Genomic DNA, 23,846 nt, shown 5'->3' with positions numbered 1-23,846 from the left:
CCAACATGGTCGATTGGCAGTCAGCGTCCTGGGCGAGCCTGACATTTACCCACTGAACTTCATCGCCCACAACCAGCGGCTGCTGCTGAGGACGAATCCGGGGACAAAGCTCGCTGAGCTGACCGTCAATGAAAAAGTTGCCTTCGAAGTGGAGGAGATCGTCGACGCCGAAGCCTGGAGTGTTGTCCTTAAGGGCACTGCCAGGGTGATTGAGTCACAGTCGGAGATCGACGAAGCGGACAAACTGCCCTTGAAGCCGTGGATTCCAACGCGCAAATACACCTACGTGGAGATCACCCCTACCCGGGTCCATGGCCGCCACTTTGAACTCGGTGATGAGCCGGAGCGGTATTGACCCCGCGGTTATCCGCCGCGCGCACTGGCACAACCGTCCGTCCGGGACCCAAAGCCCTGAGGGCATTGAGAATAGTGGCAAGATCCACCAACTCCTGCAGCAGCGCCCCGGCGACGGCCGGAATCATGCCTAACGAAGCCATCACCATCAAGCCGAGGCTCAGCAGTATCCCAGTCCAAATGCTGGTCCGCGCGATGTGAAGGGTACGCTGCCCGATGCCAACGGCAACGGCGGCCTTGGATAGGTCGTCGACCATAATCACTACGTCCGCTGACTCGCTGGCCGCCGTGGCGCCTTTGGCACCCATGGCGATGCCGACGTCGGCCGCTGCCAGTACCGGGGCATCATTGACGCCGTCTCCCACCATCATTACAGGCCTGAGCGGAAGGGCTGCTACCGCAGTAACTTTGTCAGCAGGCAGGCATTCGGCAATGACGTTGCTGATGCCTGCCTCCGCGGCGATGTGTTCGGCTGTAGTTGCAGCGTCACCGGTCAGGAGCATCGTCTCCCCGACCCCGAGCCTCCGAAGTTCCGTCAGGGTGTCCTCCGCGTTCGGGCGCAATGGATCGCTCATGATCAGGGTGCCTGCAAACCGGCCATCCACACCGATGTAGATCCCGAGTTGGCCTCCGGGCAGTGCCATCTTGTCGAAGCCGGACACGAGGGAACCGACATAGGCAGGTTTTCCGACGACTACGTGGTGGTCTCCGCAGTCGGCCGTGACACCGTTGGTTGCATGTTCGCTGGCGCTCGTTGCCGGTACAAGCGCCAGGCCGCGCGATCGGGCTGCTGCCATGACTGAAGCAGCCAGGACGTGGGTGGAATACTGCTCGGCGGAGGCGGCCAGCTGCAGCAGGGCGTCTTGGGACAGTTTCGAGGTCGGGGCCACCCGAATTTCGGCCAGGGAAGGATTTCCTTGCGTGAGAGTCCCGGTCTTGTCGAAGACGGCGGTTTTGACACTGCTGAGTTGCTCAAGCGTCCCCGCGTTTTTGATGATGATGCCGGCATGGGCGGCCCGACTGGTTCCCGCGAGGAACGCGACAGGTGCGGCTATCAGCAATGGGCATGGGGTGGCTACCACCAGAACCTCAGCGAACCGTCCCGGATCCTGGCTGAAGAACCACGCAGCGCCGGCCAGCACCAAAGCGACCAGAGTGAACGGCACCGCGTATCTGTCGGCGAGCCGTACTGTCGGCGCGCGACTTGCCGCAGCTTCCTGAACCAAGGCAACTATTTGGCTGTACTGGGAATCCCTCGCGGTGGCCGTGGCCTTCATACGCACGGCATCGGCTCCGTTGATCGAGCCGCTGAGCAGAAGTTCGCCCTTGGTTCGCTCAGCAGGCAGGCTTTCACCCGTTAGCGCTGACTCGTCAAAGAGTCCGACCGCGGACAGCAAGCTGCCGTCCACCGGGACCAACTCTGACGGCCTGACAAGGAGCACGTCCCCCGGAACCACGGCATCGACCAAGATATCTTCCACCGGCAGGCCGGGCCGTTCCCGGTGGGCGTTCCGTGGGGACCGATCCAGGAGTGCTCGGAGCTCCCTTGTTGCGCGGCCTTGGGCAAATTGTTCCAGCGCTTCGCCGCCTGTCAGCATCAGCACCACGATCATGGATGCCAGGTACTCCCCCACGGCAACAGTCGAACAAATGGCCATCACGGCCAGGAGATCTATCCCCCAGCGTCCATGCAGGAGCCCTCTGATCATGGTGCCGGCCCGATAGAGGGCAACACTAAGTGCAAAAATGCTCGCCAGCCCTTGGGCCGCCGGCATGAGGCCGATAGCAGCCAGGACCGCGACGGCGGCCAGCACCACCAAGGTTGCTGTCACTAAAGGAAAACGCAGGGCCGGGTGCAGCAGACGTTGTGTCATGTCCGCTGATCAGTCATGAGGGTTTCGGCTCAGGACCACCTTCAGGGCCCCTGTTTCCGCCGCTCGCGAGAACGTGTCATAGGCATCCATGATCTGTTCCAGCCCGAAATGATGGGTAGCGAACTTGTCCGCCGGGAGCTTGTGTTGGGCCACCAGGCGAAGCAGCATTGGGGTGGTGTTGGTGTTGACCAGCCCCATGCTGATGTTGATGTTCTGGATCCACAGGTCCTGGAGCGGAAGTTGGACGGGTTTTCCGTGCACACCGATGTTGGCTACATGCCCGCCGGGGCGAACCAGTCGCAGGGCCATGTCAAAAGTCTCCGGTACTCCGACAGCTTCCATGGCCACGTCCACCCCGGCGCCATCAGTGAGGGCCAGAACTTCCGCCATCCAGTCGGGGTTGCTGGGATTGACCGTGTGGGTGGCTCCGAAGCCGCCGGATTTGGCAAGCCGGCCCTCGTCCGGATCAATGGCCACCACGGTAGCTGCGCCGTGGAGTCCCGCTGTTGCCATGGCCGCCAGGCCAATGGGTCCTGCCCCCACGATGGCCACCACGTCACCCGGGGCCACGTGTCCGGCCTGGACTCCGATTTCGAACGCCGTGGGCAATATGTCGGAGAGCATGACGGCTTCCTCGTCGTTCACTCCGTGGGGCAGTTTGTGCAGGGAGTTTTCCGCATAGGGAACCCGGACGAATTCGGCTTGTGTCCCGTCAATGAGGTGGCCGAAGATCCAGCCGGTTCCAGCCTGTCCTTCATCACCAAGACAGTGGGAAAACAGTCCCTTCCTGCAATTGCCGCAGTGTCCACACGACTTGATGCAGGAGATGATGACCCGGTCCCCCGGGCTGAGTGAACTGACCGAACTTCCAACCTCGGTGACGGTCCCAACCCCCTCGTGCCCGAGGATGCGACCCGGCTGGACAGCTGCAACGTCCCCTTTGAGGATATGCAGATCCGTGCCGCAAATGGTGGTGGTGTCGATCCGCACGATTGCGTCGGTGGGATGCAGGATGTGGGGATCCGGAACCTCTGTCCAGGACTTTTCGCCGGGGCCACCGTAGACGAGTGCCTTCATTGTGTTAGTCCGTCCTTGTCTTTGCCTGGTTCAAACACCGGGCGGGTTCTAGTGGAATTCGTCCAGGCGGGCGTCGTTCAAGGGGGTCCCCCAGAGATCCGGCCGTTTAGTCTCGAACCGCCGCCCAGTGACTGTCTCCGGCGTCAACCTCAAGTAGCAGTCCTTGCTGCCTGGTTGCCAGGGATCCAAGCCCACGGCATCGACGTCGGCTCTTTCCTGCCGGTCCAGTACCAGGTGCGTCTGCCCTCGGACAACGACGCTCCACGCCTTTCCGCTCAGGGGCCAGTAGCCGTCGCTTTCCAGAGCGCAAGGCGTGGTCAATGTGCTCCAAAACTTTGTACCTGCCCCGGTTCGGAACACGATGCTGTCACCGTCCAGCACATAGTTCACCGGAAAGATGTCAGGATGGCCGTCCACCAGGACGGCCAGGCGGCCAACGTTGGTCTGTGCCAGCAGGTCCCAGCATTCATCCGGAGCGAGGCGTTCGACGGCGGTACTCGGGTTGGGCGTCATTCCAATCCCGCCCGGGTGGCATCGTCGAGCGGACTCCACCACGACAACGGTGGAGTCACTTTGAAGCGGCGGCCAGTCAACGAGGTAGGGACGATCCGGACAAAATGATCCTTCCGCCCGGCCTGCCAAGGGAATAGCAACAGACCAACGGTGTCCAGCACTTCCTGGGTCAGTTTGATGCTCTCTGCTGATCCTTTGACCACCACGCTCCACGCGACACCCGAATTTTGGTCTACGCCATCCGCTTCCAGCGCTACCGGTGTATCGCTGAGGGCAGCGTGGAGCTTACTCCCCTCGCCCGTGCGGAAGACCAGCGTCCCGTGATCTGCTTTGTAATTTATGGGAAAAATGTCCGGATGGTCCTGCGCCCAGACTGCGAGGCGGCCCACGGAGACACTGCGCAGCAGTTCCCAACACTGCTTGTTGTCCAGGACCTCAGCTTCCGGAACTGTGAGTTTGTTCGTCATGGTTAGACCGTAGGTCCGGTGGCGCCGGGGCAACAGGGCACAAAGGCCTACACATCCCGTGCGCCGTAGCCCGTTCAGAATCGCCGGAGTAGTCTGGCAGCAAGGAGCCTTCGGGCCCCGTCGCAGAGTTGCTTGCATTCTTCGAAAGGCATTGGTGAACGAGTTCGAAGGTCCTGAGCCCCGTCAGCCCAAGCCCGAGTCGCGGATCCCCATTGATGACCTGTTGAAGGACTTCGTTGGGCGCGCCGGGGAGCTCTTACAAGCACAGGAAAGAACGCGGGGCCTTCTCGAAGCCGTTGTCGCCGTAGCGGAGGACCTGAGTCTCGAAGCGGTGCTCAACCGCGTAGTGACCTCCGCCTGCCAACTGCTTCAGGCTCGCTATGGTGCCCTTGGCGTCCTTGGTGAGGACAACGCACTTAGTCACTTCATCACTGTTGGCATAGATGACGAACTCGCTCAACGCATCGGCCCGCTTCCTACTGGACACGGTGTACTCGGCCTGCTCATCACCGAGCCTGCGCCACTTCGCCTCCAAGATCTGAGCCAACACCCGAACGCCTACGGCTTTCCGCGGCACCACCCGCCCATGAAGTCGTTCCTTGGAGTTCCTGTGCGGGTAAGGGACGTGGTGTTTGGGAACCTCTACCTGACCGAAAAGGCAGGCGGCGGGGACTTCACTCCGGAAGATGAGGACTTGGCCGTAGCGCTGGCTGCCGCCGCCGGGGTGGCTATCGAGAACGCCCGGCTGTATGAAGACGCCAGGCGTCGGGCGTCCTGGCTTGAGGCCTGCATGGACGTTACGGGAAGAATGCTTGGCGGTGATCAGACGGGGCTGCCTGAAAATTCGCCGCTGGACCTGATCGCTGCCAGGGCATTGCGGGAATCGGCCGCCAGCCTGGCCTTGATCCTGGTGCCTTCTTCCCCGGGAGGGCCATATGTAGTCGCGGGTACGGCAGGGGAACCCGGCGCGGACTTCGCTGGCATGTCCCTGACAATGGATGTCCCCGAAGTCCGTGAGGTTGGACGCAACGGGACGCCTGTTTGCCTTGATGACTCCGAGGAACTCCTGGGTCTAGGGGGAAATGCAGGGCCGGCAAAGCTCCTCATTGTCGACCTCAGCGCTCAAGGAGCCCATCATGGCCTCCTTGTCCTGGCCCGCAGCCCCGGTGCGGGCATTTTTCCCAAGACCGACGTCGAAATGGGCGCAGTCTTCGGCTCGCACGTGGCGCTCGCGCTGGCACTGGAACGGATTCACAGGCTCCGGGAACAAGTGGTGGTGTTCTCGGACCGGGACAGGATCGCCCGGGATCTCCACGACCTGGTCATACAAAGACTTTTCGCAGCAGGTTTGAGTATTCAGAGCCTCCGCCGGTTTACTACCGGCGAGTCTGCCCTGAACAGGATCGACGCTGTCACCGAAGAGCTGGACACCAGCATCCGCGATCTACGCAACACCATCTACTCCCTTCAAGCCAGCACCCACGAGCGGGAACCGTTGAGCGGCCGCATTCTTCAGTCGATTCACGCCGGTGCCAAGTCCCTGCCGTACATGCCACATCTGACCCTGGCCGGCCCCGTTGATTCCCTGACCGACGAATCGACGATCAACCACCTGTTGGCTGTCGTCTCCGAGAGCCTCAGCAATGCCGTGCGCCACTCAAAAGCCCGGTCCATCAATATTTCGGTAGCGGTCCACAATAGTCGGCTGACCCTTGAAGTGGTGGACGATGGTTGCGGCTTCAAGGATCCCGCCTCGGGAAACGGGCTAATGAACATGGCTCGCCGCGCTGCGGAAATGAATGGCACCTCCACCATCACCAGCGCTCCAGGCCAAGGGACGTCTTTGACATGGTCAGTCCCTTTGGCCTGATTCCTCAGCGCGGGGTCCCGGCGTCCTCGTCCGGAGAATGTGCCATGAAAACCGCCGCCTGGGTTCGACGTTCAAATCCGAGTTTGGCCAGCAAGGATGAGACGTAGTTCTTTACCGTTTTCTCTGCCAGGAGCATTTCCTCACCGATCTGCCGGTTGGTCATACCTTCTCCAACGAACTCAAGGACCCGGCGCTCCTGGGGGGTGAGTGAAGAGACCCTGGGGTCCTCCTTCTTCGGCTCAGTGAGGCCTTGGATGATCCTCGTCTTGACGGCGTCGTCGAACAACGACTCACCCTTGGCCGCCTTGCGCAGGGCGCCCAACAGGTCCATTCCTCCAATTTCCTTAAGGACGTACCCGGCAGCACCGGCAAGGACAGCGCCCCGGAGAGCCTGTTCGTCGTCGTAACTGGTCAGGATGAGGCAATTCAACGCAGGGTCAACGGAACGAACGTCCCGGCAAACCTCAATTCCTGTCCCGTCCGGCAACCGCGCGTCAAGAACAGCGACATCCGGGTGCAATGCAGGAATACGGCGCGTCGCTTCCTCGGCAGAGCCGGACATGCCGACCACCACAAAGCCTTCACCCTCCAACAGCTCTTGCAGCCCGCGGCGTACCAATTCGTGGTCGTCGAGGATAAACACCCGGATTGGTTCTCCTGGCAAAACACCGGTGGTGTGGCCGGCTGTCTCTGGGTGATCCATGACTCTCCTGTCCAACGGTCGGTGACCGCGTTCTCTTTGGCCTGGGCGGGCGGCTCTGCCAAATTCTTGCCGACCACCCCCTTTGGCCACAAGGGTCCAAGGACCCTCCATCGGCCCCGTGACTTTCGGCCCTGTTGAGAACGGATCCATGTCCCGACGCTGGAAGAACAAGACACGAGAAGCACTGGCGAAGAGTGCAGTGTCAAGGACAACAAGAAGGAGCTGGATCCACATGAAGAAATGGACACGTTGGCAGGACTGGACTGTTGTCGCTGCCGGAGCTTACGCAGCTTTGTCGGTCCTTTGGACAACGCAGGAAGGATCCTCGACGGCGATCATGGTCACCCTCGGCGTCCTGCTGGTCGTTGGAGGTGCCGTGAATTTGGCGATGCCCGGGATGCCCCCCGCTGAGTGGGGCCAGGCAATAGTGGCAGTAGCCCTCCTGCTGGCCCCCTGGGTGGGGGGTTTCACCTCGGCAACGGGCGCAGCATGGAGTGCATGGATTGCTGGCGCAGTGGCGTTGGTGGTGACCGCTCTGGCGATCAGGCCAAGCACCGAGGAATACCGGCACCACCACGTAGCGTCCACGCCATAATCACCTAACCACTCAGTAGCGCCGCATCACCGCGCGGCGCTACTGGCTTCGTGCCTTAAGGATGGAGCATCATGATGACCGCTAAAGACCCCGCAACCCTCTGCTTTCTGGGCGCCACAGACACCGTTACCGGTTCCCGATACCTTGTGGACTTTCACGGAGAACGAATCCTGGTGGACTGCGGGCTATTCCAAGGCTACAAACGGCTGCGGCTAAGGAACAGGGAGCCTTTTCCGGTGCCCCCTGCCTCGATTGATGCCGTCCTGCTGACGCATGCCCACCTGGACCACACAGGCTACGTTCCCAAACTTGTGAAGGATGGCTTCAGGGGTCCTGTCTATGCCACTCACGGCACGAACGAACTGTGCAAGCTGCTTCTGACCGACAGTGGACACCTGCAGGAAGAAGAGGCCCGCTACGCCGACAATCGTGGGTCGTCCATCCACGCCCCTGCCGTGCCCCTCTACACAGCGGCAGATGCAGTGAAGTCGCTTAACAGTTTCCGCCCCGTTGCGTTCGACGATTCCCTGAAGCTTGGAGACGGCATCGAGGCCACGTTCGTACCCGCCGGCCACATCCTGGGAGCAGCGCAGATTCAGGTCCGGGTGGGCGGAAACTCCATACATTTCACCGGCGACCTGGGCCGCGACGACGATCCCCTCATGTATCCTCCCCGGGAGCTGGGGGCCGTCGACGTGTTGGTGACCGAGTCCACCTACGGCAACAGGACACATCCAACCAGCAGCTCTGAAGCGGAACTGGGCGAGGTGGTTTCCCGGGTGGCCAAACGGGGCGGCGTGATTCTCATCGCAGCATTCGCCGTTGGTCGCGCCGAAACACTCATGCTTCAGTTGGCGCGGCTTCGCAGAAAGGGTGCCATTCCGGATATCCCCGTTTACCTCAACAGTCCCATGGCTATCGACGCTTCCTATATGTACCAGAAGCATCCCGACGAACACCGCCTGCGTCCGGAAGAATTCAAGGACATGTACAGGGTGGCCGCCATGACCCGTACTGCGGACGATTCCAAGCTCCTCAACCTCAGGGGTGGCCCCATGATTATCATCTCCGCAAGCGGAATGCTCACGGGCGGACGGATTCTCCATCACATTGAGGCGTACGGCAATGACCCCAATAATGCGATTGTCTTGAGCGGCTACCAAGCCGCCGGCACCAGGGGTGCGGCGCTTGCGGCTGGCTCACGCGAACTGAGGATCTATGGACAAGACATCAAGATCAAGGCCGAGGTGGTCCAGCTGGAAGGTTTCAGCGCGCATGCCGACTCGGACGCAATGATTCGATGGATGCACTCAGCAGCCCAGGCCCCACGAATGACGTACATCACCCATGGAGAGCCGGATGCATCTGACGCACTTCGCCTACGCATCAAACATGAGTTGGGTTGGAACGCCCGCGTCCCGGAATACCTGGAGACCGTCTCCATCGCCACGCCGCAATAAGGACTTCCGGCCCTAACCGGCCCTACGTGCCCGGTACAAACTGGCAACAAGGCTCCGGCCAACGTCCGGGGAACCCATCAACGAAGAACAGGCCCAGCCATGAATGAAGCAATAATCGTAGGTGTCAACGATTCACCCAGCAGCGAGGCTGCCATGGGATGGGCCATGCATCGAGCAGCAACCTTAAAGCTCCCGGTACAGCTTGTCCATGCCGTGGATGACCGCTGGGCGTACGATTCCGTGGGGTACAACGAGTGGATCCGGGAATCCGGCGTCAACTTTCTTGCGGCTGCGAAAGACCGGGCCGCCAAGATCGAACCCACCGTCAATGTCACCACCGACCTCGTCTCCGGAGGGGCTGGCTATGCCCTGGGCAAGAGGTCGAAAAAGGCCGCCATGGTAGTCATTGGTTCCGGCCATGGTTGGGCCGGTGGTTCGTTGACCGATCGCGCTTTACAGGTTGCTGCCGTTGCACGTTGTCCGGTAGCAGTCATTGGCGAGCACGACATGACCAACCGTAAAGGAATTGTGGTCGGAGTGGATGGTTCCGAAGAGTCCACACAGGCAGTCGCGTTTGCCGCGGCAGAGGCCGACCGTCAGGGCCAGGAACTGACAGTTCTCCATGCTTTCCTCACACCGGAACCGTGGGTTACCCGCGGTGTACCTCACACCAACTACTTCGAGATCATCACCGAAGAAGAGCGCGTCGTCCTGGCCGAGACTGTCGCAGGCTTAGCAGACAAGTACCCGGACTTGGTGGTCCACCAGGTCCTCGAAACCCACACACGTCCCGCCGAAGCACTGCTCGCAGCAGGGGCCACTGCACAATTGCTGGTGGTGGGCAGTCGCGGACGGGGCAGCTTCAAACGCCTTTTGCTTGGCTCAACAGCGCACGCGGTTCTCACCAAATTGCCGTGTCCCACGATTATCGCGCGGATCAGCCCGATCAAGCACTCCGACTGAAAGCAACGCTGAGACCCCAAAACTGGGGGCGCTGAAAGTGCGGGTTTGCGAATCCCCCGGGCAAACCCGCACTTTTCCGTGCCGGCTAGGCGAGGTAGACGTGCTTGCCCGTAACGATGGAGGGCTGGATACAAACGAAGAGACCCCTGTCCCCGCCGGCCCATGGTTCTGCCGTCATGTGGCCCCAAAGGCGCGTGAGTAACTCCCGGTCAACAACATGGGACGAGGACCCGCTGACCAACACCGACCATCCTTCGCTTCTGTCGGCCCTGGCATCGTCGATCTGGAAGGACGTCTGCATTCGGGCCACCGGCCCACCGATCAACCCTTCCAGCGAGGTGCGGAAGTAAATGGCGTGATCGTGAACCAGATAGTTGACTGGCAAGATCATCACCCTGCCATGGTGGACGAAACCTATCCGCCCTGTGTCTTGGGCACGCAGCCTCTCCCAGCATTGCAATTCACTAAGGTCCTCACTGACGTGGCGGGCACCGTTGATGCGTACGGGTTCCGGGCTGGGAACACTCATATCATGCTTCCTTTTCGGGGGTATGCACTACAAGAACCGGGCAATGTGCGTGAGCGACGCAGGCTGAGCTGACCGAGCCCATCAGAAGGCCACCGAATCCACCGTGGCCACGCCTGCCGACCACTACCATCTCTGCTCCGCGGCTGGCCTTGATCAGTCCTTGCCGGGGATGACCTTGTTCCAGATGGGAATTGACGTTGTTCGGAACGTCGATGCCGAATGCTTTTTCGACCGACTCCTTCAGGACCTGCCCGGCAGCTTCCTCAAAACCCGTGATCCCCATGGCCACATAGCCCTCATAGACCGGCGGGAAATCCCAATACGCTATGGCCTCAACGGTTCCCCCCAACGGGACAGCGAGACGCTGGGCCTCGCGGAGAGCCTCAATGGAGGCCTCGGAACCATCCACACCTACAACGATCCTGCCTGGCGATGAATCTTTGCCCATCATGTCCTCCTGCACTCTGGCGTTCCTGAACTTTTGCCGTTCAGTCTTGCCAGAATGGCGTGAACGGCTACCAGGGAACAGGGCCGAAGGTCACAGTGGCGCACGTCAGAGTCGCGTACTTATCAGGGAGCCGTATTTGGGGATCGTAGTTCTTCGATAGTCGTCCGCAGCGTGCGGATAGTCTCGTCCAGCTCCCCCGTCAAGGACGCCATCCGTTCCAAGGCTGCCGGGTCCTCCATGAATCGCCTGAGGTTTTGGATACTCAAACCAGCTGCAAACAAGCGTTGAATAACGAGGTCGTGCAAGTCGCGCGCGATGCGTTCCCGGTCCGTGAGCACAAGGCTCTGCTCGCGGAGCGCGCTTGCACCTGCAAGATCCAAGGCCAGGCCTACCCTGCTGCCGAACAACGCACCGGACTCAAGGTCAGATCGTGTGAAGGACTCTGCCCCGTTGGCACGGGCAAACAAGAGAACACCGTTTTTGGTGCCGCGGTGTCCCAACGCGGCAACCAGCACCGCACCCAGCTTCTCAGCCACATCTCCTCCAAGCACCTGCCGAGGATCCATCACGATACGGGAATCACCCGTATCGGCGACGGAGGTGAGGACCTCTTGCCCAGGCAATTCCTGGCCTGCGTATAGACCTTGAACACCCACTGCCGACATGCATTTGAATACCCCATCTGCGGCTGGCGCGGCTATGGCCACCAGGACTGAATTCGAGGCCCGAAGGGCCGTCTCTGCCACAAGCTCCAGCCTGGAGTCGTCGTCGAACTCGTCTGTCATGAGCCTGCCGCTAAGTTCCATGCCTGCCAACAGCCACCGCTGCCTGCTGTGGCTATCCTCGAAGAGACGGGCGTTCTGGATGGCAACACCTGCCGCTGCCGCCAAAGCGATGGCCAATTCCTGGTCGGCGAACGTGAAGTCCTGACCGTCCTTCTTTTCTGTCAAATACAGGTTGCCAAAGACGGCGTCGCGGACTCGGATGGGTACGCCGAGAAAAGTCCTCATGGGTGGATGGTTGCTGGGGAATCCTGCTGCCATTGGATGCTGCCTGAGATCGTGTAATCGCAGGGGTTGGGGTTCCCGGATCAAATGCCCCAAGACGCCGTGACCGGCCGGCAGATCACCAATTGACCGGATGCCCTCTTCATCAATTCCCACGGTGATGAAGTGGCTAAGTTGCTGGTCCTCACCGATGACACCCAAGGCCCCGTACCGGGCATCCACCAAAGTACAGGCTGATCTGACTACCCGGTCCAAAACAGCTTCCAGGCTCAACTCATCCGCCATGGATATGACCGCATTGAGCAAACTGTTCATTTGTTCCTGGGCATGGAGCAACTCATCGGCCCGCTCCACGAATTCGCTCAGGAGCGTCTCTACACGCCCCTTCATGGGAGACCTCCACGGTTGATCTGCGCCCACAGGTCGTGCCTCCCTTGTGCCAAGCGAGAGTGCTCCTTTGCCGAGTCTAAAGGACCCGCGTGGATAGAAGAACAACTCCCCCGCAGGACCTTTGACTCTTGTTGCCGGATCACATCAGCCTGACGCTTGTTTGCATGACAAACACGGCAAACACGATGCAGGCGTGGTGGGTGGGAAAGCCAGGAAGCACGTCGACGCACCCGTTGGAACAAGGAACCAAGCGTGTTCCGAAACCTGGAGAGGGAGACATACTCGTAAGGGTCCACGTATGCGGGGTCTGCCGTACTGACCTCCATCTGGCTGAGGGTGATCTTCCTCCGCACCATCCTCGGGTTGTTCCAGGTCATGAAGCGGTGGGAAGCGTCGTGGAATCAGGTCCCGGTACCGGCAGGTTCGAAACCGGCGACAGGGTCGGCGTCGCATGGCTCGGCGGTACATGCGGGGTATGCCACTATTGCCGGCGCGGTGCCGAGAACCTGTGCAGCAATCCCACATTCACGGGATGGGACCGTGACGGCGGCTTCGCGGAGTTGATGACGGTCAGGGAAGAGTTTGCCTACGGCATCCCGGCAAGGTTCAGCGATGAAGAGGCTGCACCTCTTCTGTGCTCAGGAATTATCGGATTCCGAGCGTTGAAGCGGGCATCCCTGCCGCCGGGTGGCCGTTTGGGCATCTACGGCTTTGGCGGCTCCGCTCATCTGACGGCGCAAATCGCCATTTATTCGGGCGCGTCCGTCTACGTCATGACACGATCCGAGGAAGCACAGGTTCTTGCCCTAAGCCTGGGTGCAGAATACGTTGGCGGTGCTTTCGACGTTCCCCCGGTGAAGCTGGACTCAGCCATTCTCTTCGCACCAGTGGGTGACTTGGTACCTGTCGCGATGAGGGCGTTGGACAGGGGCGGAACTCTGGCGGTGGCTGGCATCCACCTTTCCGACATCCCCCCGATCAACTATGCCGACGAGCTCTTCTACGAGAAGCAGGTACGAAGCGTCACAGCCAACACGAGGGCTGATGGAGCTGAACTGCTCGCCCTGGCAGCGGACATGCCACTGATTCCCACCACCACGTCATACCCCTTCACCGCTGCTGACCAGGCCTTGGACGACCTCGCGAATGACAGAATCACCGGAGCGGCAGTGTTGAAGGTTCATGAGGGAGCAGCGTGACGAAGCCTGAACTTCAGGCTTTCTTTTTCTTCGCGAACCGTTTTTCGAGTTTCGCTTCCGCGTCCTCACGGCGCCTGCCCAGCCGGAACAACTGCTGAACCAATGGATTCTGTGGAATTGAAGGAATCCGTCCCCGTTGCGAGGCTCTGCCCTTCTCTTCCTTCCCTGGCTCGACCGGCTCAGATGGGCCTTGAGGACCGAGCGGGTCCGGTGTCTCAGGGGTGATGTCGATCATCATTCACCAGCCCTGCGAACATGCCCTGCAACGGAAGCCCGGCTGCTGCCTGCGGGTGTCGCGTCGGCTGGCGTCATCGGCGAACAATGATCCTGGACCAATCCCATCCCTGCGCACTCGCGGACGTGGGAGATGCCCTGCACCGCGGAGTCCTTGTCTGAGTATGAGCCCGAGACTGCGAGTTTCCCGTCCCTCGGCGTCCACCAGCCGGAACCTGACGTTGGCTTGGCCGTCGGTAAAAAGCTCAAAGATCCCATTCATGGGGCCGCCCCTTCTGCGCTTACTGATCACGGCATCATCGGTCCCCCTATGCCTTCCTTCAGCATGCCGCCGGCAGAGTCAAGTCGTAAGGGCCGGAAGTCCCGCTTCTTCTGGAACCGCGGTCCCGGTGCAGGACCTTGGACTCTGGAAGGCCTGCCTTCTGAAGATGACCACGCTCCGCGCTAGCCGAACAAGGCTTCGGCTTCCACGAAACGTGCCTCCGGAACGGTCTTAAGATCCACCAAAGCCGACGCAAGGGGAACATTGGTGATATCGGTTCCATTCAGTGAGACCATGGTGCCCCACTGTTGCTCCAGCGCCAGAGCGACCGCGGCCATCCCCAAGCGGGTGGCCAGAACTCTGTCAAAAGCCGTGGGTGCGCCCCCGCGCTGGATATGGCCCAGGACGGTGGCCCTGGTCTCGATCCCGGTCATCTCCTGCACCAGCCCTTCCAGCATTATTCCGATGCCACCAAGCCGTGGCCGGCAAAAGGTATCCATGCCCCGTGGCGAATACGGCGCGTCCTGACCTTTGGGTACAAAGGCCTCGGCAACCACTACCAACGGAGCCCTGCCACGTTCATGGGCCGAGCTGACCCACACGGCTATTTGCTCCAAAGAGACCCTGTGCTCAGGTATCAAGATCGCGTGGGCGCCCGAGGCCATCCCCGCATGCAAGGCAATCCACCCGGCATTCCTTCCCATGACTTCAGCAATCATGCACCGATGATGGGACTCCCCCGTAGTCCGCAGGCGGTCGATTGCCTCGGTAGCCGTCTGCACGGCTGTGTCGAATCCAAAGGTGTAATCCGTAGCACCCAAGTCGTTGTCAATTGTCTTTGGCACACCAACAACGTTGACTCCTTGCTCTGACAAGATACGGGCCGCCGCAAGGGTTCCTTCGCCCCCTATGGCGATCAGCCCGTCCACACCGTGTCTGCGAAGGGACCGGCGCACTGCCCCCGATCCACCGTCCCGCAGAGGATTCGTCCGGGATGTGCCCAGCATGGTGCCACCCCTCCCGGAAATCCCCCGTACCGCAGCCCTGGGCAATGGGAGCACATCCTCATCCAGGACACCTTTCCACCCATCGCGGAATCCAACGAAATCGAACTCGCCGCTGATTGTTCCCCTAAGAACTGCCCCCCGGATGACTGCATTCAGCCCCGGGCAGTCACCACCACTTGTGAGAATCCCCAAGCGCCTCATGACCGGGCAACCTTCTGGCCAGGACTCATCCTGAAGCTTCTACTCTCCCCGGGTGCCAACATGACAGACTGCCCTTCCATACGGAGAGAAATGGGAGCGGCATCGCCGTCCGCGGACGATACCCGGACGCGACCATCCTTCAGCTGGACCTGCAACGAATGCCCCCTGTAATTCACGTGAAAGGCAACCGAGCGCAATCCCCTTGGCATGCACGGCGTAAAAGACAAACCGTCCCGCCCCAACTTCAGTCCGGCAAAGCTCCGCTGAACCACGTCTATGGAACCTGCCATGGCACCCAAGTGAATGCCCGCTTTGGTTGTCCCATGCTGCGTGTCATCCAGGTCCGCGTCCAAGGCCTCCCGAAAGCTATCCCATGCCCGATCCGGGTCCACGGAAGCCAGGACAGAGGCATGGGCAACGCGGCTCAGAGTGGAACCGTGAGCCGTCCTGGCCAGGTAGTACTCAATAGTCCGGCCCAGTTGCTCGTTGGACACGGCGTAACCAAGTCCCGCCATGAACTCCCGGAGCCCCTCATGGCCCAGCAGGTACGGCAACATCAACACGTCGGCCTGCTTCGCGAGTTTGTAGCGGTTGACGTCGTCGCCCTCCGCTTCAAGGATCAGATCCAGCCGCTCGATGTTCTCGTACACCTGGCGGTACTTGTCCCAATCAAGCTCTTCCAACGCCTCGTACCCGGAAAACTGACTAATGACACCATCGGAGTGGAACGGTACAAACATCCTCCGGGACACCCGCTTCCATAACGACACCTCATCAGCCGTGATGCTCAAACGCTCCATGAGCTCAGATAACTCGTGGCCCTTCAGCATCCCGTGAATCTCTGCGGCGCGCTCGCAGGTCCATGCCGCCAGGACGTTGGTGTAGGCGTTGTCATCAAGGCCAGGATCCGGCTCCCCTGGGCGACGGGTGTGGTACTCATCCGGGCCCACAACGCCCCTGAGGTGGAAGCGGTGATCGTTTGGGTCATAAGCGGCTGACGCGGCAAAGAAGCGTGCCACTTCCACAACGAGTTCTGCTCCTTTGTGCAGGAACCAAGTCTTGTCACCAGTGGCTTCAAAGTAATCCCAGACGTTGAAGGCAACTGCCAGCCCCACGTGCCGTTGCATCCTGGAATGATCCGGCACCCAGCGCCCGGACCTGGCATTGTAAAGCCAGTGTGGAGTTTCTTCGCTTCCGTCGCTGCCGCTTTGCCACGGGAACATTGCCCCGCGCAAACCAAGCCTGGAAGCCGCTTGCCTTGCTGCCGGAAGCCGCCGCCATCGGTATTCGATCAGCGCCCGGGCAACCTCGGGGGTCCTGGCAGTGAGGACGGGCAGGACGAAGAGCTCGTCCCAAAAGACGTGGCCCCGATAACCCTCGCCGTGCAGTCCCCTGGCCGGAACACCGGCGTCGAGCTCTGCCGTGTGATGCGTCAGGGTTTGCAAGAGGTGGAACAGGTGCAGGTTCAAGACCAATTGGACCTGGGTGGACGAGTCCAGTTCCACCAGGAACGGAGCGAGGGTCCGCCTCCAAGCGGCCACGTGGGAGCAGAGCAGGGCCTGGAAGTTTGTGCCGGCCCGCGTAAGAACGGCCGAAGCAGCCGAACCCGCGGATGATATTGGCTTATCCCGGGATGTCACGACGGCGGCAACCCTGGTAAAGGGGGTCGCTGCACCATCAGTGCAAGGGACATCAAAGTGGAGGAAGTGGTACGCCTTGACGCTTCCAGGCGCCCCTTCATTGCCTGCAGCATCTGCATGGAAGGCAACGGCCACACGAATTTGGCTCTGCCTGGTTTCAGCCTCGACCAGGAGAAAGCTGCTTGAGCCGCCACGGTCTCCTGCGGTCTTGTCGCGTAGGTGGACGTGGGTTCCCATGGCAGGCTCGGGCAGGTTCGCATTCCTGGTACCGGCATCGACGCCGGCCCGTACCGAAACTGTTCCGTTCCAGCCCAGCGGTGTCAGGAGGGTCTCGACAGCCAGCACGTGCGGCTCCGCCATGGACACCAAGCGCCTTTCGACGACGTCCAGACGACGGCCATCCGGGGACTCCAGAAGGACATGACGAATCAACAGAGCCTGACCCATATCCAGGGTCCGCCGCTCCTCCACCAGCTGCAAGCCGCCCTCGGACCACCACGTGCCGCTCTCCAGGCATAAGTCCAGGGGAAGACAATCGGGTGCGTTGACCATGTGCTCCTCGGTAACAGACTCCCCGCCGATACTGGCGGCCACCCTGTTATAGACACCGGCGAGGTACATGCCGGCATATCGCGACTCCCTTCCGCCCTCGGAGGCAGCCCCGCGAACACCCATATATCCGTTGCCCAGCGCCGTGAGGGCTTCCCGGTGCCCTTCGTGTTCAGGCGCTGTCCCTTCGTAGGTGAGCTGCCACGGATCATTCATGACCAGGCCCAGGTCCAGCTCGCCCACATCGTTGAGGACCACCTGCGCGCCGGCTGCTTCGAGTTCCCGGCGGGTCCCCTGCCGGTCGATGCCCACCACAAGCCCGAATCCACCGCGACGGGCGGATGTCACCCCCGCCACCGAGTCCTCGATGACCACGGTGCGACCCGGTGAGACTCCAAGGCGTCTGGCTGCCTCAAGGAACACATCAGGTTCAGGTTTACCTGGAAGCCCCAGCGTTGAGGCCACCGTGCCGTCCACCACGGCGGCGAAGGTGCCCGTCATTCCCGCCGCGGCAAGAACAGGCGTGGCATTGCGGCTCGACGTGACCACGCCCGCCGGTACCCCGGCTGCTTGCAAACTGTCCAGTAGTTCCAGCGTTCCGGGGTACGCCTGGACGCCGTCTCTATTTAGCCGGGCGAGGTAGGCCTTATTCTTCAGCGCCCCAAGCCCGTAGGCGGTCCAATCACCGGTTGCGTCAGTTGGTGAGCCGAGGTCAACCGCGACGCCCCGGGAGGCCAACAGGTTCATGAGCCCGGCTTCGCGGGGCCTGCCGTCCACCAAGGACACATAGTCCTCTGAAGTAAAGGGGCTCACGGCTTGGGCCTTGGGGAACCTGGGATCAGCCGTAATCGCCCCATAAGCGTCGCGCCACGCCAGCTGATGCACCGTGGCTGTACGGGTGACGACGCCGTCCAGATCGAAGATGACTGCGTCGTACGGGGGTCTCGCCGCAGCTGCGGTGGGTGATCCCTTCATGGCTCTACTCTGGGTCCGGCCGGTAAAGCTGCTTTTCTGCAGCAGCTATCAAGGGGACCGTCCGGATGAAGGTATCGGGGTTCAGTGAAATCGAGTCAATGCCCTCCCGAACAAGAAACTGCGCAAAGTCAGGATGATTGCTTGGTCCTTGCCCACAAATCCCTATCCGGATTCCTGCTGTATGTGCCTTCCCGATGACCTCCGAGATCATGGTGGTCACGGCTTCATCGCGTTCATCGAAGAGCCCCGCCAATTGTTCCGAATCACGGTCAACGCCAAGCACCAATTGGGTCAAATCATTGGAACCGATGGAGAAACCATCAAAGCGATGGGCGAATTTTTCCGCCATCACCACGTTGGACGGGATCTCACACATCATGTAGATGCGCAGCCCGTGCTCTCCACGCACAAGTCCGTTCTCCGACATCGCGTTGAGTACCTTGTCCGCTTCGTCCACTGTTCGGCAGAAAGGAACCATGACAATGACGTTTGAGAACCCAATCACTTCACGGGCGCGTTTCAGGGCCTGGCATTCCAGCGCGAAAGCTTCGCGGTAGTGCTTGTCGTAATAGCGTGAAGCCCCCCGGAATCCCAGCATGGGATTCTCTTCAGGGCGTTCAAAGAAGCTGCCTCCGATGAGGTGCGCGTATTCGTTGCTCTTGAAATCGCTGAGTCGGACAACCACTGGTTTGGGATGGAAAGGGGCAGCAATTTTGGCTATGCCTGTGGCAAGGACACTGACGAAGTACTCCTCGGGGTTGGTGTAGTCCCTGGTCAGTTGTTCAATAACAGCGGACTCGGCTTCATCCTTCACCAGCTCGGGATGGATAAGCGCCATCGGATGAACACGGATCAAGTTGTTGATGATGAATTCCATCCTCGCGAGGCCGACTCCGGCCGCAGGAAGACGCCACCAGTTGAAAGCGGCGGCCGGGCTGGCGATGTTGACCATGATGTCCGTGCGGGTTTTCCCAAGGCTCCCTGTGTCCACTTCTTCTACCTCGAAGTCCAGCATCCCGTCATAGACGTGTCCCTCTTCGCCTTCGGCGCACGAGAGCGTCACGACTTCCCTGCCTTCAAGCGCGTCGGTTGCGTCGCCGGTACCTACCACGGCGGGAACGCCTAGCTCCCTGCTCACAATCGCCGCGTGGCTGGTAGGTCCCCCGTGGTCGGTCACGATCCCGGCTGCCCTCTTCATCACCGGAACCCAGTCCGGGTCCGTCATCCGGGTTACCAGAATGGCCCCATCAACAAACGCCTCGATGTCCTTGGCATCCCGGATGATGCATACAGGGCCCACGGCAATGGAATTTCCCACAGCGGCGCCGGATGCCAGGAGACGGCCGTTCTGCCCCAGATGGTACATGCGGAAGAGGGTCCCGCTTTTTTGGGCCTGGACTGTTTCGGGCCTCGCCTGCACCATGAACAACTCGCCTGTAATGCCGTCCTTGGCCCACTCCATGTCCATAGGACGTCCATAGTGGTTTTCCACGGACACGGCCCACTGGGCGAGCTTGATGATGTCGTGGTCCGGGAGAACAGTGGCACGTCGTTCCTTGTCGGTGGTTTCCACCATCTTCGTGGAGACGGTCCCGCCGAGGCGGTAGATCATTTTCCGCTCTTTGGATCCCACGGATCTTTCGATCACGGGCACCAGTGCGGGGTTCGCCAGCAGCGGCTTGAACACTTGGTACTTGTCGGGGTTGATGGTGCCCTGGACAACGGTCTCGCCTAATCCCCATGCCGCACTGATGACCACACTCCGTGGAAAGCCCGACTCCGTATCGATGGAGAACATCACTCCCGAAGCACCGCCGTCGGATCTCACCATGCGCTGGATACCCACGGACAGGGCTACGTCCAAGTGACCAAAGCCTTTGATCTCCCGGTAGCTAATGGCGCGATCAGTAAAAAGCGAGGCAAAGCAGCGTCGGCAGGCGTCCAAAAGTGCACTTTCACCGGAGATATTCAAGAATGTCTCCTGTTGCCCGGCAAAGCTGGCGTCCGGCAGATCCTCTGCGGTTGCGCTGCTGCGAACAGCAACTGCCATCCGCTCCATCCCTGCCCGTTCGCCCAGGCGCCGATAGTTCTGCCTGATGCTCCCGATAAGCCCGTCCGGAAACTCCCCGGCCAACATCGACTCCCGGATGGCATGCCCCGCCTCACGAAGGGACAACTTGCCCGACCTGAGTTCACTGATGGAATGACTGATGACCGCTTCGAGTCCGTTGGCTGCCAAGAACTTCCTGTACGCACCGGACGTCGTCGCGAAGCCGTCGGGGACCTTCACCCCTGCTGAGCGCATTGAAGTGGTTAGTTCACCCAGCGATGCATTCTTGCCGCCCACTTCGGGAACATCGCCCATTCCGATGTCCTCAAACCATCTGACTTCTGACTCTTCGCCGGCTGTCTGCATGCCTTGATTCTGGGCGGCGCGGGACAACCCGGGCAGAGTCTTTGGTCCCGAATGCTGGAGTGACTTTCGGCCCTGTTTCCGGGATCCGGCACCACACATGCTGGGAGGGAAGGCAGGAGGCACACCATGGCACTTTCGGAGTTCGAACGGCTCGAACTTGACAACATTTCGCAGGGTCTTCTGGAGGAGGACCCCAAGCTGGCAGCACTCATGAGCTTGGAAGACCTTGATCGACGCCGCTGGAAGGGCATAAGGCGAGGGGGCCTTGCTGCGCTCGGCGGCCTTGGATTGATGCTGGTGAGTTTCCCACTAGGCAGTCTGGCACTGGGTGTGGTGGGTTTCCTTGTTATGGGTGGGGGAACGTACTGGGCAACCCTTTTCGCTGGTGACCGCCCGCTTCGCTGGAGGCCGAGCCCCCGGACAAACGCCCACGAGAAGAACAAGGAACAGTCATGAAAGCACTCGTCGTTTACGATTCCGGTTTTGGCAACACGAAGACGATCGCTGAGGCCATCGCAGCGGGCCTCAACTCACTCAACGCGAAAGTACTGCCTGTCGGACAGCTCCGACCCGAAGATATCTCTTCCGGCGACCTTTTGGTGGTGGGAAGCCCCATCAATGGTTGGCGCCCCACTCAAAAGATAATGGAGGCCCTGGCCCGACTGGGTAGCCATGGGCTTTCCGGAGTGGTTGCGGCCGGCTTTGACACGAGGGTCAAGCTGTTCATCCACGGTGATGCGGCCAAAAAGATCACAAAAACCCTGAAAGACGCCGGAGCCAGCATCGTTGGCAATCCCATGGCTTTCTACGTCAAGGGAACTGAGGGGCCCTTGCTTGACGGGGAGACGTCCCGGGCAACTGCATGGGGTGAAGAACTCTTGGCAACCGCCAGAGCATATGGAACCCAGAGGAGCGCGTAATGGCAAGCTGGCTTGACCCGAGCAAGATCATTGTTGGCGTCGACGGATCCCAAGCTTCGGTGGAGGCGCTGCGCCAAGGACAGCGCATTGCCCTGGCCGTGAATGCGCCGCTTGAAGCGTGGGGGTGCTGGGAGATGCCGCTGGGATACGAGGGATATCTGGCCATGGGCGTGGATGGCTTTGCCCATGATGCCGAAGAGGGACTCGACAAGGCGGTGGTGGAGGCTTTCGGTACTGAGAAGCCCAGGAACGTCAGTTCCCGGCTGGTTCAACGTTCACCCCGTGCGGGGCTCGTTGAAGGCAGCAAGCACGCGTCACTTCTGGTGGTAGGCCGGCGCGGTCACGGCGGTTTTGGAGGACTTCTCCTGGGTTCGGTCAGTTCGGCCTGCGTCGCCCACGCGCACTGCCCCGTCCTGGTGGTCCACTCCCCCGAAAAAGACCATTGAGATGACCACAGGGCAGATGTCAGTCCCGGCGGCTCAAGGGCGACCGGTTACCGGCGCGCCTGCCGTGATCGAGGCGCTGGGGCTGACCAAGACCTTTGGGAAGAATCATGCGCTCGACGCCATGAACCTGGAGGTCCCGGAGGGTTCCATCTTCGGCTTCCTCGGATTGAACGGGGCTGGCAAGACCACCTTCCTCCGTATCATGAGCGGACTTTCCCGGGCGACTTCGGGTTCGCTGCGGCTTCTCGACGAAGATGCAACGTCAAGCAGGCCGTCCATCCGCCACAGCATAGGTTACCTACCGGATGTACCCGCGTTCTACGAATGGATGAACGCGCCGCAAACGCTTCATCTCGCGGGCAGCCTTTTTGGGCTGGGTGGACCGGAGTTGAATGCAAAGACGGAGGAACTGCTGGATTTTGTCCGGCTCAGTGGAATCGATCAACCCATCGGCAAGTACTCCCGGGGAATGCGGCAACGGCTGGGCGTAGCTCAGGCACTGATCAATTCCCCAAGGCTGCTTTTGCTTGACGAGCCCACCAGCGCCCTTGACCCTGAAGGCCGCAGGGAACTCTTGGACTTCATTGGAGCACTGCGCGGGAAGACCACGGTGTTCTTCTCAACCCATATTCTCAGCGATGTGGAGCGCATCTGCGATTCCGTGGCAATCCTGGACAAGGGACGGGTCCTGGCCCAATCCACCATGGAAGAACTGCGCTCCCGTCGCGGACAGCGACGAATTCTGATCGTTGTCAGTCAGGGTGCGGAAGCACTCGCCGGAGTCTTCGGTCAACAGGACTGGGCGGTCTCAGTCCAACCAGGACCGCGCGGTGAGATTGAGGTCCGGGTATCGGACGAGGAAACCGCACAGCGTGAAATCCCCCGCCTGATCAGCAGGCAAGGCACGGGCCTCATACGCATGGAAAACGCTGAATCCGGTCTTGAAGAAGCCTTCCTGGAGCTTGTGGGAAAGGGGAAGCAGTGAGCACTTTCTCGGTCCTGGCCGCCAAGGAAGGCCAGGAAATCTTTCGGACCTGGCGAATATGGGTGTTGCCCACAATAGTCATGTTCTTCGCAGTGGTTGGCCCGCCTTTGGCCAAAGTTACTCCGGAACTCCTGGGCTCCCTCACAGCAGCAGCGCCCGGTTCGTTGGCATTGCCGGACGCCACCTTCAGTGATGCTTACGGGCAGTGGATAAAAAACCTTTCACAAATCGTCCTCTTCACCATCGTCGTCATGTACGGCGGAGTAGTTTCCAGCGAGATCCGTGAGGGCACCGCCGCCTTCATACTCACCAAGCCAGTATCAAGGGCCACTTTCATCGCGGCAAAGGCATCTGTGCACGCCACGTTCATCACGGTCGTGTTTGCCTTGGGAACCCTCACCACCTGGGTAGTCACCTTACTGACCTTCGGGAACGCCCCCACCGGGCAACTGTGGGGTGCGGCGTTGCTGCTCCTGCTCTACGGGATCCTGGCGCTGTCTTACACCATGCTGTTCTCGGTTTTGATCCCGGCGCCGACCGGGGCAGCCGGAACAGGATTGGGGATTTACGCTTTGCTCGCCGTGGGGGCGGCCTGGGATCCGCTGGCAACCTTTGGACCGCCAGGCGTCCCCGGCATCGCAGCCGCAATCGCCGCCGGCCAGGAACATGTCTCGCCTGCTTGGCCCGCGGTGAGCAGCCTTGCCGCCGCCGCTGGTGCCCTCGGCGTTGCCTCCCTGATCTTCAACCGGAAGGAACTGTAGC

23 protein-coding genes are annotated in these 23,846 nt (G+C 60.7%); 11 read left to right on the top strand and 12 right to left on the bottom strand.

Annotated features, from left to right (window positions below; all coding sequences use genetic code 11):
• Positions 1–13: 13 nt before the first annotated feature.
• Positions 14–355, top strand: a complete 342-nt coding sequence (locus BLQ01_RS09980) for a pyridoxamine 5'-phosphate oxidase family protein (RefSeq protein WP_309803457.1) — start codon at positions 14–16, stop codon at positions 353–355.
• On the opposite strand, the gene BLQ01_RS09975 is transcribed toward BLQ01_RS09980, so the two are convergent.
• Genes BLQ01_RS09975 through BLQ01_RS09960 form a run of 4 tightly spaced genes read right to left on the bottom strand, consistent with a single transcriptional unit; the run spans position 300 to position 4,285 of the window.
• Positions 300–2,228: a heavy metal translocating P-type ATPase gene (locus BLQ01_RS09975; RefSeq protein ID WP_091551518.1), complete on the bottom strand. Its 1,929-nt coding sequence runs from the start codon at positions 2,226–2,228 to the stop codon at positions 300–302. The two genes, BLQ01_RS09980 and BLQ01_RS09975, sit on opposite strands and share 56 nt — an antisense overlap.
• A gap of 9 nt (positions 2,229–2,237) precedes the next feature.
• Positions 2,238–3,305, bottom strand: a complete 1,068-nt coding sequence (locus BLQ01_RS09970) for a zinc-dependent alcohol dehydrogenase family protein (protein ID WP_091551516.1) — start codon at positions 3,303–3,305, stop codon at positions 2,238–2,240.
• Between the two features lie 48 nt (positions 3,306–3,353).
• Positions 3,354–3,818, bottom strand: coding sequence for a pyridoxamine 5'-phosphate oxidase family protein (locus BLQ01_RS09965; RefSeq protein WP_091551514.1), 465 nt, complete (start codon positions 3,816–3,818; stop codon positions 3,354–3,356).
• Positions 3,815–4,285 (bottom strand): pyridoxamine 5'-phosphate oxidase family protein, encoded by a 471-nt coding sequence (locus BLQ01_RS09960; protein ID WP_091551513.1) that lies wholly within the window; start codon positions 4,283–4,285, stop codon positions 3,815–3,817. Before BLQ01_RS09960 ends, BLQ01_RS09965 begins: the two co-directional genes overlap by 4 nt.
• 154 nt (positions 4,286–4,439) lie before the next feature.
• Between BLQ01_RS09960 and BLQ01_RS09955 the strand changes: the two genes are divergently transcribed.
• Positions 4,440–6,155, top strand: a complete 1,716-nt coding sequence (locus BLQ01_RS09955; RefSeq protein ID WP_091551511.1) for a sensor histidine kinase — start codon at positions 4,440–4,442, stop codon at positions 6,153–6,155.
• A gap of 4 nt (positions 6,156–6,159) precedes the next feature.
• Here BLQ01_RS09955 and BLQ01_RS09950 read toward each other — a convergent pair whose 3' ends face one another.
• Positions 6,160–6,858, bottom strand: a complete 699-nt coding sequence (locus tag BLQ01_RS09950; RefSeq protein WP_091551510.1) for a response regulator — start codon at positions 6,856–6,858, stop codon at positions 6,160–6,162.
• Positions 6,859–7,090: 232 nt separating this feature from the next.
• Between BLQ01_RS09950 and BLQ01_RS09945 the strand changes: the two genes are divergently transcribed.
• From BLQ01_RS09945 to BLQ01_RS09935, 3 genes are all read left to right on the top strand, one after another.
• On the top strand, positions 7,091–7,453 hold the full coding sequence (locus BLQ01_RS09945) for an SPW repeat domain-containing protein (RefSeq protein ID WP_091551507.1): 363 nt from the start codon (positions 7,091–7,093) through the stop codon (positions 7,451–7,453).
• Positions 7,454–7,527: 74 nt separating this feature from the next.
• A complete protein-coding gene (locus tag BLQ01_RS09940) occupies positions 7,528–8,913 on the top strand; it encodes an MBL fold metallo-hydrolase RNA specificity domain-containing protein (protein WP_091551506.1) in 1,386 nt (461 codons plus the stop codon).
• Between the two features lie 99 nt (positions 8,914–9,012).
• Entirely contained in the window at positions 9,013–9,876 is an 864-nt protein-coding gene (locus tag BLQ01_RS09935; RefSeq protein WP_091551504.1) for a universal stress protein, read from the top strand.
• An 85-nt stretch (positions 9,877–9,961) separates the two neighbouring features.
• Here the strand turns inward: BLQ01_RS09935 and BLQ01_RS09930 are convergent, their stop codons facing one another.
• From BLQ01_RS09930 to BLQ01_RS09920, 3 genes are all read right to left on the bottom strand, one after another.
• Positions 9,962–10,405: a pyridoxamine 5'-phosphate oxidase family protein gene (locus BLQ01_RS09930; RefSeq protein WP_091551502.1), complete on the bottom strand. Its 444-nt coding sequence runs from the start codon at positions 10,403–10,405 to the stop codon at positions 9,962–9,964.
• A 1-nt stretch (position 10,406) separates the two neighbouring features.
• The gene (locus BLQ01_RS09925) at positions 10,407–10,853 is read right to left on the bottom strand and encodes a universal stress protein (RefSeq protein WP_091551971.1); all 447 of its coding nucleotides are present in this window, start codon (positions 10,851–10,853) and stop codon (positions 10,407–10,409) included.
• A 122-nt stretch (positions 10,854–10,975) separates the two neighbouring features.
• Positions 10,976–12,250, bottom strand: coding sequence for a GAF domain-containing protein (locus BLQ01_RS09920; RefSeq protein WP_091551500.1), 1,275 nt, complete (start codon positions 12,248–12,250; stop codon positions 10,976–10,978).
• Between the two features lie 164 nt (positions 12,251–12,414).
• On the opposite strand from BLQ01_RS09920, the gene BLQ01_RS09915 reads away from it, so the two are divergent.
• The gene (locus BLQ01_RS09915) at positions 12,415–13,449 is read left to right on the top strand and encodes a zinc-dependent alcohol dehydrogenase family protein (RefSeq protein ID WP_368086112.1); all 1,035 of its coding nucleotides are present in this window, start codon (positions 12,415–12,417) and stop codon (positions 13,447–13,449) included.
• Positions 13,450–13,462: 13 nt separating this feature from the next.
• Here the strand turns inward: BLQ01_RS09915 and BLQ01_RS22115 are convergent, their stop codons facing one another.
• The 4 genes from BLQ01_RS22115 to ppsA form a co-directional block, all read right to left on the bottom strand.
• Positions 13,463–13,687, bottom strand: coding sequence for a hypothetical protein (locus BLQ01_RS22115; protein ID WP_139183478.1), 225 nt, complete (start codon positions 13,685–13,687; stop codon positions 13,463–13,465).
• 440 nt (positions 13,688–14,127) lie between these two features.
• A complete protein-coding gene (locus tag BLQ01_RS09905) occupies positions 14,128–15,153 on the bottom strand; it encodes a 6-phosphofructokinase (protein ID WP_091551497.1) in 1,026 nt (341 codons plus the stop codon).
• The gene (locus BLQ01_RS09900; protein WP_091551495.1) at positions 15,150–18,317 is read right to left on the bottom strand and encodes an HAD-IA family hydrolase; all 3,168 of its coding nucleotides are present in this window, start codon (positions 18,315–18,317) and stop codon (positions 15,150–15,152) included. Before BLQ01_RS09900 ends, BLQ01_RS09905 begins: the two co-directional genes overlap by 4 nt.
• 4 nt (positions 18,318–18,321) lie before the next feature.
• Complete coding sequence (ppsA, locus tag BLQ01_RS09895; protein WP_091551493.1) at positions 18,322–20,733, bottom strand: phosphoenolpyruvate synthase; 2,412 nt, start codon at positions 20,731–20,733, stop codon at positions 18,322–18,324.
• Positions 20,734–20,859: 126 nt separating this feature from the next.
• Between ppsA and BLQ01_RS09890 the strand changes: the two genes are divergently transcribed.
• From BLQ01_RS09890 to BLQ01_RS09870, 5 genes are read left to right on the top strand one after another with little or no spacing between them, the layout of a single operon-like run.
• Positions 20,860–21,189 (top strand): DUF3040 domain-containing protein, encoded by a 330-nt coding sequence (locus BLQ01_RS09890; protein WP_091551492.1) that lies wholly within the window; start codon positions 20,860–20,862, stop codon positions 21,187–21,189.
• The gene (locus BLQ01_RS09885) at positions 21,186–21,653 is read left to right on the top strand and encodes a flavodoxin family protein (protein ID WP_091551490.1); all 468 of its coding nucleotides are present in this window, start codon (positions 21,186–21,188) and stop codon (positions 21,651–21,653) included. The genes BLQ01_RS09890 and BLQ01_RS09885 overlap by 4 nt, the downstream gene beginning before the upstream one ends.
• Entirely contained in the window at positions 21,653–22,099 is a 447-nt protein-coding gene (locus BLQ01_RS09880; protein WP_091551489.1) for a universal stress protein, read from the top strand. Before BLQ01_RS09885 ends, BLQ01_RS09880 begins: the two co-directional genes overlap by 1 nt.
• A gap of 1 nt (position 22,100) precedes the next feature.
• Positions 22,101–23,084 carry an ABC transporter ATP-binding protein gene (locus BLQ01_RS09875; RefSeq protein WP_091551487.1) on the top strand — a complete coding sequence of 328 codons (984 nt, stop codon included), beginning with the start codon at positions 22,101–22,103 and terminating at the stop codon, positions 23,082–23,084.
• Positions 23,081–23,845, top strand: coding sequence for an ABC transporter permease (locus BLQ01_RS09870; RefSeq protein WP_091551485.1), 765 nt, complete (start codon positions 23,081–23,083; stop codon positions 23,843–23,845). The genes BLQ01_RS09875 and BLQ01_RS09870 overlap by 4 nt, the downstream gene beginning before the upstream one ends.
• The last annotated feature ends 1 nt before the right edge of the window (position 23,846 follow it).

This window comes from Arthrobacter sp. UNCCL28, assembly GCF_900102805.1.
Classification (GTDB): domain Bacteria; phylum Actinomycetota; class Actinomycetes; order Actinomycetales; family Micrococcaceae; genus Arthrobacter; species Arthrobacter nicotinovorans_A.
This window is presented reverse-complemented; position numbering and strand designations above follow the sequence as displayed.